This is a genomic window from Candidatus Paceibacterota bacterium (assembly GCA_041661305.1).
In the GTDB taxonomy this organism is placed as follows: Bacteria; Patescibacteriota; Minisyncoccia; order Phycocordibacterales; family VMEP01; genus VMEP01.
Genome location: JBAZUR010000002.1, coordinates 102,937 through 110,258, shown reverse-complemented (window position 1 = coordinate 110,258; position 7,322 = coordinate 102,937). Strand labels below are relative to the sequence as shown.

At 41.1% G+C, this 7,322-nt stretch carries 5 protein-coding genes and 2 tRNA genes; 4 read left to right on the top strand and 3 right to left on the bottom strand.

The features are described from left to right. Positions 1-10 precede the first annotated feature (10 nt). The 3 genes from WC724_03120 to recG all read left to right on the top strand — a co-directional run bounded on the left by WC724_03120 (position 11) and on the right by recG (position 3,085). Positions 11-97: transfer RNA gene (locus tag WC724_03120), tRNA-Ser, on the top strand. A 198-nt stretch (positions 98-295) separates the two neighbouring features. Beyond that, entirely contained in the window at positions 296-895 is a 600-nt protein-coding gene (locus WC724_03115) for a VTT domain-containing protein (protein ID MFA6077984.1), read from the top strand. A gap of 30 nt (positions 896-925) precedes the next feature. Continuing rightward, a complete protein-coding gene (gene recG / locus WC724_03110; protein ID MFA6077983.1) occupies positions 926-3,085 on the top strand; it encodes an ATP-dependent DNA helicase RecG in 2,160 nt (719 codons plus the stop codon). A gap of 57 nt (positions 3,086-3,142) precedes the next feature. Here the strand turns inward: recG and WC724_03105 are convergent. Continuing rightward, positions 3,143-3,216, bottom strand: a tRNA-Ile gene (locus tag WC724_03105). A 309-nt stretch (positions 3,217-3,525) separates the two neighbouring features. Between WC724_03105 and WC724_03100 the strand changes: the two genes are divergently transcribed. After that, entirely contained in the window at positions 3,526-4,530 is a 1,005-nt protein-coding gene (locus WC724_03100) for a PHP domain-containing protein (protein MFA6077982.1), read from the top strand. A gap of 22 nt (positions 4,531-4,552) precedes the next feature. Here WC724_03100 and WC724_03095 read toward each other — a convergent pair whose 3' ends face one another. Both WC724_03095 and ftsH read right to left on the bottom strand, forming a co-directional pair. Continuing rightward, positions 4,553-5,032, bottom strand: a complete 480-nt coding sequence (locus tag WC724_03095) for a hypothetical protein (protein ID MFA6077981.1) — start codon at positions 5,030-5,032, stop codon at positions 4,553-4,555. Between the two features lie 42 nt (positions 5,033-5,074). Next, positions 5,075-7,009, bottom strand: coding sequence for an ATP-dependent zinc metalloprotease FtsH (gene ftsH / locus WC724_03090; protein ID MFA6077980.1), 1,935 nt, complete (start codon positions 7,007-7,009; stop codon positions 5,075-5,077). Between the last annotated feature and the right edge of the window lie 313 nt (positions 7,010-7,322).

The following is a 7,322-nucleotide window of genomic DNA, read 5'->3' as shown; positions in this document are numbered from 1 at the left end:
TACAATATATGGAGACGTGGCTGAGTGGTCGAAAGCACCTCACTGCTAACGAGGCGTCCCTTAATCGGGACCGTGGGTTCGAATCCCACCGTCTCCGTTTTGAAGCTCCGTGAAAAACGGAGACGAGCGAGCAAACTGCTTTGCTCGCGTGTGGGATTCGAAGGCCGGAGCGCGACGGCGCGAGGCGGGGTCGCGGAATTTTTCAGCAGAAAAATATCCGTGACCGAACCACCGTCTCCGCAGAAAGAAAGTGACTCTTTGTTTTTTGGCATGTTAAAATTACGGTACTAAACGAATGAAAACCCTATTTTTAAACTACCTTCTTGCTTGGAAATTTTCTGCTTACCTTGGCGCTTTTTTTCTAATTATGTTTGAGGGAGATATTGTAATCTTCGTCTCAAGCTTCTTAACACAGCAAAACTTTTTCTATCTTCCATACATCCTTCCACTTCTTATCGTCGGTGCGATTATTGGAGATTTTCTTTGGTATTCACTTGGAAAATTTATCGGCCGATATCCTACTAAACTGCCGGCAAAAATAATTGAAAGAATAACCAAGCGTTTCGACGACGGTATCGCAAATCGCCCAGAAAAACTTCTCCTAGTAACAAAATTTATCTACGGAACCAACCACATCACCCTTATTCGAACAGGGATGCTCAACCTACCAACTAAAAAATTCTTTAGTGCAGACATAAGAGCTATTCTTGTTTGGGTTTTCTTTGTTGGTGGAATCGCCTATTGTGCGAGCGCATGGATACCACATCTCAAAAACTATTTTCGTTACGCCGAAATTGGTCTTGCTCTAGGATTACTTCTTTTTCTCTTTATCGAACGTCTCGTTACCACAATTTTCGAAGATAATCTTCTCGGCAATAATCAAAAGAAAAACTAATTTCTAGTTTGCTATACTAAAAGCAAACACATGCAACCATCCTTTGAAGAAAAAACGCCAATTACCTCTTTGTTTAAACTAAAACAAGAGCAAAAAGAGGCCCTAACTAAACTAAATCTAACAACCGTCCGAGATCTTCTCTATCATTTACCTTCGCGATATATAGACTTTGGTTCCTCGCAAGCTATTCTCTCCTCGCGCTCTGGTGACCGTGTCATCTTTTTTGGCAAACTAACCAACCTCAAAACAAGTAAAGCTTTTCGAAAGAAAATCCCGATGGCTGAAGGGACCCTAACCGACCACACTGGGTCAATAAAAATAGTTTGGTTCAATCAGCCATATCTGGCAAAAATGATTCCAGCTGAATCTTCGGTGAGAGTTAGCGGGACTGTTACAGAAAGAAATGGCTCAAAATATCTCGCCAACCCAGACATTGAACGTGTTGCGGAACTCCCTCTTCAAAACGGACTTTTGGGAGAATCGGTAATGACAGAGAGCATGATTCCCGTATACGAGGAGAGTAAAGGAATCTCTTCTTTGTGGTTCCAGCACTCAATAAAAAAACTTTTGCAAGCAAGTTTTTTGGATACATTGGAAGACCCTATTCCAAATGAAATTTTGGCGCACTACAAACTTCCCCCACTCAAAGACGCTCTTATCTTTATCCACAATCCAAAAAACGAATCTCACGCTTCCGCCGCACGCAAACGTTTTGCTTTTGAAGAAGTATTTTTTATTCAACTCCAAAGACAACAAGCAAAATTTGAATTTGAAAAAAATAGTTCTTTCGTCATTGAACCTAGTGAAAAAGAAGTGCGTACTTTTATTGAGCGCTTCCCATTTGAAGCAACTCTCGCGCAAAATAACGCAGTTAAAGATATTTTAGAAGACTTCAAAAGCGGGAAACCAATGTCCCGACTACTTGAAGGTGACGTTGGCTCAGGCAAAACAGCTGTTGCCGCAACTGCTTCTTACGCCGTAATCTCCACAAGCCCAAAAGACAACCGCGCCGCGCGACTTCAAGTGGCCTACATGGCACCAACAGAAATATTGGCCTCTCAACATTTCGAATCATTCATTAAATATTTCACCCATATGAATATTGCTGTCGGATTAATCACCGGCTCTGGATGTAGAAAATTTCCATCAAAGGTCAACCCAAGCTCTTGGACTGATATTTCACGAACTCAATTTTTAAAATGGGTAGCCAATGGAGAAATTCCAATTGTGATTGGAACGCACGCCTTAATCCAAAAAAGTGTTTCTTTTAAAAGATTAGGTCTCGTTATTATTGATGAACAACATCGCTTCGGCACAAACCAAAGAATGAAGCTTGCTCGCAAAGATGACTTCGCACCACATCTTCTTTCTATGACAGCAACTCCAATCCCCCGCACACTTGCACTCACGGTCTATGGCGACCTCGACCTAACTCTTATCGACGAAATGCCGGCTGGACGAAAACAGGTCATAACCGAAATCGTCACCAAAGGAAAACGCGATAAAGTCTACGAAAAAATAAAAGAGGAAATCACAAGCGGAAGACAGGCCTATATTATTTGTCCTCGTATAGACGAACCGGATCCTGATAAGGCTATGGCACTAAACGCAAAATCAGTAATAGCCGAAGCGAAGCGCTTAAAGAAAAGTGTTTTCCCCGATTCGGTAATCGGTATCATTCACAGCAAAATGAAGCGTGAAGCTCGCGACAAGGTAATGGATGATTTCCTTGCTGGTAAAATACATATTCTTGTTGCTACTTCTGTTATTGAAGTTGGCGTCAATATTCCAAATGCCACTTCTATTATTATCGAGGGCGCAGAACGGTTCGGTCTTGCTCAACTCCATCAACTTCGCGGGCGTGTGCAAAGAAGCAATCATCAGTCGTACTGCTATCTCTTCCCAGAGTCAGATGGTGAAAAATCAAAAGCAAGACTAAAAGCAATTACAGAAGCAAAAAATGGATTTGAACTTGCTGAGCTTGATTTGAAACTGCGTGGCCCAGGGGAATTATCTGGCGGAAAACAGTGGGGTCTTTCTGATATAGGAATGGAAGCGCTGAAAAATCTGAAAATGGTGGAGGCTGCGCGAGAAGAAGCTAAAAAAATTATTCTTGAAAATAAAATCTCTAAGTATCCTGCACTAAAAGAAAAATTGGCAGAAAAAACAGCGACGATACACTTTGAGTAGGGTTGTTTTTTTCTGATTCGAACCAGGGACCGCAGAGGGATATGATTTATTTCATAGTCCGTCCTCCTGGATTCGAACCAGGGACCGCAGAGGTATAAGCTCTGTGCTCTAACCAACTGAGCTAAGGACGGACTATGAAATTTTCAATTCATATAAACGGTTCACTCGGCCTAAATGTAAGTAAACTTCCACTTATTCCTCGTTGCCATTTATAAGCTCTGTGCTCCCCGCCCGACTGAACGATTCCAGTCGTTCGGGCAGGTAACCAACTGAGCCCCGCCCGTACCGAGCGGGCTCGTTCCATTCGGGCGGGTAAGGACGGACGCATATTTTCAATCAGCCACGGATGAAGTCTACATTTTTAGAGCAAACAGTTCAAGTAAAGAGTCGAAATCAACATATTCACATATGCTATACTGGCGACTCAGAAAATACACAAAATGAAAAAACGACAAATCGAATCACTTCATAATCACACAAAAATCTCAGACGGAGCGTTAAGCCACAAAGAAGTTTTATCGCTCGCCGAAAAGCTTGGGTATAAAACGCTAGCGTTCACAGACCATGATGTCTTGCCGAGTGAAAAAACAATCTCCTTTCTAAATAAATACAAAGGAGATGTGCGAGCAATCTTGGGTATTGAAATTTCTGCCGAACACCCCAAAGACGCCACAAACGGCGATGGAACCCTCCACGTAATCGGGCTTTTTGTTGATCCAAAAAATAAAAAACTTCGTTCTTTTGTTGATAAACAAACAAAAATGAGAATTAGTCGAATGAAGAAAACCGTTCTTCGTCTTCAGAAATACAGTCTCTCTATTACCCCGGAAGAATGCCTCCGTAAAGCTGGAGAAGGAACCGTTGGCAAACCACATATTGTCTCTGTTCTTCTTTCAAAAAAGAAAAACTTAACCATATTCAAAAAATCTATTGAGGAAATGAAAGAGGCCTCAAAGACTAATGAGAAAATAAAAAAAGAATATGATTTGATGATGTCTATTGGGGAGTACCAATATCCATATAGTCTTTTTTTGGGACACCACGCTTTCAAACCATGTTCTGTTGAAATAGATGATAAGCCGGATTTAGACGAGGCAGTCACTCTAATTCGAAATGCTGGAGGTTTAGCTTTCATTGCTCACTATTTCACAACAAGAAGAGAAGTACCTCCAAAGCTTGTAGAAAAATTGCTCAAGCAAAAACGTATTGATGGGCTTGAAACAACTTATGGTTTGGGAATCAAAGGAAAGTATAAGAAGGAAGTAAAAGAAGAGCAGGAGATGCTCAAAAAGCTGATCAAAAAATATAAAGCACTAGAAAGTGGTGGTGGTGATTCTCACACCAAAAGGGATTATGAATTCTATGCTTCTAAAAAATCACACTATCAAAACGTCAGTGGAAAAATAGATTTGATTGAGGAGAGATTAAATAAAATATCAAAATAACATTTTGATATTAAAATTTAAATCATTTTACAAAAATAAACTGTTCGCCTTCTTCCCAAAAATTATCTTGATGTTTATGGTCGCCAACTAGCCACATAAAACCATCAACTCCATGCACAACTCTAAATTCACTCTTGTGTCCTTTTGAATCAACCTGTGATTGCATTCCTATCTGAAGAGACTCGAGTCTAGGCTGGTCTATATACTGTCGGCGCAATTGAGGGCCAACTTCCATTGGGCAGTACTTAAGACCAAGACTTAGTGCTCTATCTTGAATTTCTTTAAGGTAAGCACCGTTTTTAAAACCAAGTTCACCAACAGTGATGCAGATTAAATCTATCTTTATTTCTTTAGAAGCCAGATCGAAGGAGGGATCATTGAGTATGTCGTTAGCCCAGTCACCAATGCGAAATCCTAATTTCAAAATATCTTCCTTAAGTTCATCGGTATTTTTATAATTACCAATTGTAATAGTTTTCCAAGATGAGAATTTATTATTCATATCCACATTAAAAACATACCGACATAGATAAATCTAGCTGTTCTATGAAACTATATCTATCCCTTCCCCTTTCTTTGGCATTATGCCGTTAGCCACAAGAATCTTTTCAAACTCCTCACGTTCAATAGTTTCAACAGAGATAAGTTCTTTGGCGATGGCATCAAGTATTTTTCTATTTGCTTTTATTTCTGTCTGCGCCTTCTTCATCGAGTCGTTCATTATCTTTGAAACTTCCTCGTCAATTTTTGCAGAAACAACTTCTGAATATCCGTGGTCTGAAACACCTGTGCCAAAAAGCACACGTCCACCAGAACCCTCAAGAGCCACGGGTCCCATTTTGTCAGACATTCCATACTTCGTGACCATGTCGCGTGCAAGAGCGGTTGCAACCTGCAAGTCGTTTGATGGTCCTGTTGTGAGGTCACCAAAAACTGTTTCTTCTGCGACATATCCACCAAGTGAAACAATGATGTCATCCAAAAATTCTTTCTTTGACTGGAGCTTTCTTTCTTCAATCGGAAGTTTAAGAGTGTATCCCCCAGCACGCCCGCGGGCAACGATTGAAACTTTGTGCACAGGGTCAGCGTATGGCAAAACCGATGCAAGCAAAGCATGTCCAGCTTCGTGATAAGCGGTGATTTCTTTTTCTTTAACTGAAAGAAGATGACTCTTTCTTTCTGGCCCCATCATCACCTTTTCAATAGAACGAATGAGGTCATATTGCGAAACTTTTTTACGAACCTCGCGGGCAGCCAAAATTGCACCTTCGTTCATAAGTGAGAATAAGTCAGCACCAGAAAATCCAGGGGTACGCTCAGCGATAACACGGAGATTAACATCTTCGGTCAACGGCTTTTTCAAACTATGAATTCTCAAAATTTCTTCACGTTCATCGCGATCAGGCAAATCCAAAATCACACGTCGATCAAAACGACCTGGGCGAAGCAAAGCTGGGTCCAAAACATCTGGTCTGTTTGTCGCGGACATGACAATCACTTTTTCAGTCGGCTCAAAACCATCCATCTCAACCAAGATTTGATTTAATGTCTGTTCACGTTCGTCGTTGCCACCACCAACGCCTGTACCACGTACCCGTCCGACAGCGTCAATCTCATCGACGAAAATAATGGCTGGCGCGGCTTTTTTGGCCATTGCGAAAAGGTCACGCACGCGAGAAGCACCAACGCCGACAAACATTTCCACGAACTCTGAACCTGAAAGATAGAAGAATGGGACCGCTGCCTCCCCTGCAACCGCGCGAGCAAGCAAAGTCTTTCCTGTACCTGGCGCACCCATCAAAAGAACGCCTTTTGGAATACGCGCGCCAATATCCAAAAACTTTTTAGGATTTTTCAAAAAATCGACAATCTCTCGAAGTTCTTCTTTTGCTTCTTTCACTCCGGCAACATCTTTGAATGTCACTTTCTGGTTTAAGTCGAGAGGATCAATGACACGAGCTTTTGATTGCCCGAAAGTGAAGGCCTGCATACCTGCTCCTTTTACTTGTCGAGACAAAAACCAAAAGAAAAAGATTACAAAAATAATTGGAATGAGAAATGGCAAAATATTCAAAAGCCAAAATGATGCTCCACGGTCATTTGAAATAACAACCTCTATTTTTGAAAGTTTTTCAGAGGTGACCCCATAGCGAGAAAGAGTTTCTGACAGTGCTGACTCAGCTTCCTTCTTTGAAGCACGCAAGGTGTCGTCTGTAAGAGTGAGTGCCAACTTCTCTCCTTCAACAGAAATCTTTTTCACCTTCCCTTCTTGTACCAAGCTAGCCACTTCCGAAATAGGAATGTCTACTGCTTTTTTGGCGTTGTCAGATATATATGAATAAAGTGAAGTTATTAATAGAAAAATTAAAAGCGCGGTAGCAATATTACTCACCAAACCAAGTGTGGTCATCGGCTTTGGTTCTTTTTTATCACCCTTTCCGTCTTTTACTCCTTTCATTTTTGGCATTTTTATTTGCATAGTTTCGATATTATACACCAGTTTTAAATAGTGTTGAACTTAGCATTATTATCATAAATTCTTCTTTTTTGAGGTACACCCGAAAGACACGAATAATTTTTTGCTAAAAATTTTCTCTGCTCGCGCCGTCGCGCTGTGCAAGGTCTTTCGGGTGTACCTCCGGTATTTTAGACCCAAAAACTAATCTTTTTGATTTTTCTTAAAAATCTAGACTTTTCCTTTTTAAAAACATTACGGAGCGCGATGCTCAATTGCGACATGTGAAGCAATTGAGAGGCGGAGGCTGGCGAGCCGAGTCGGGGTCGCGCAAATT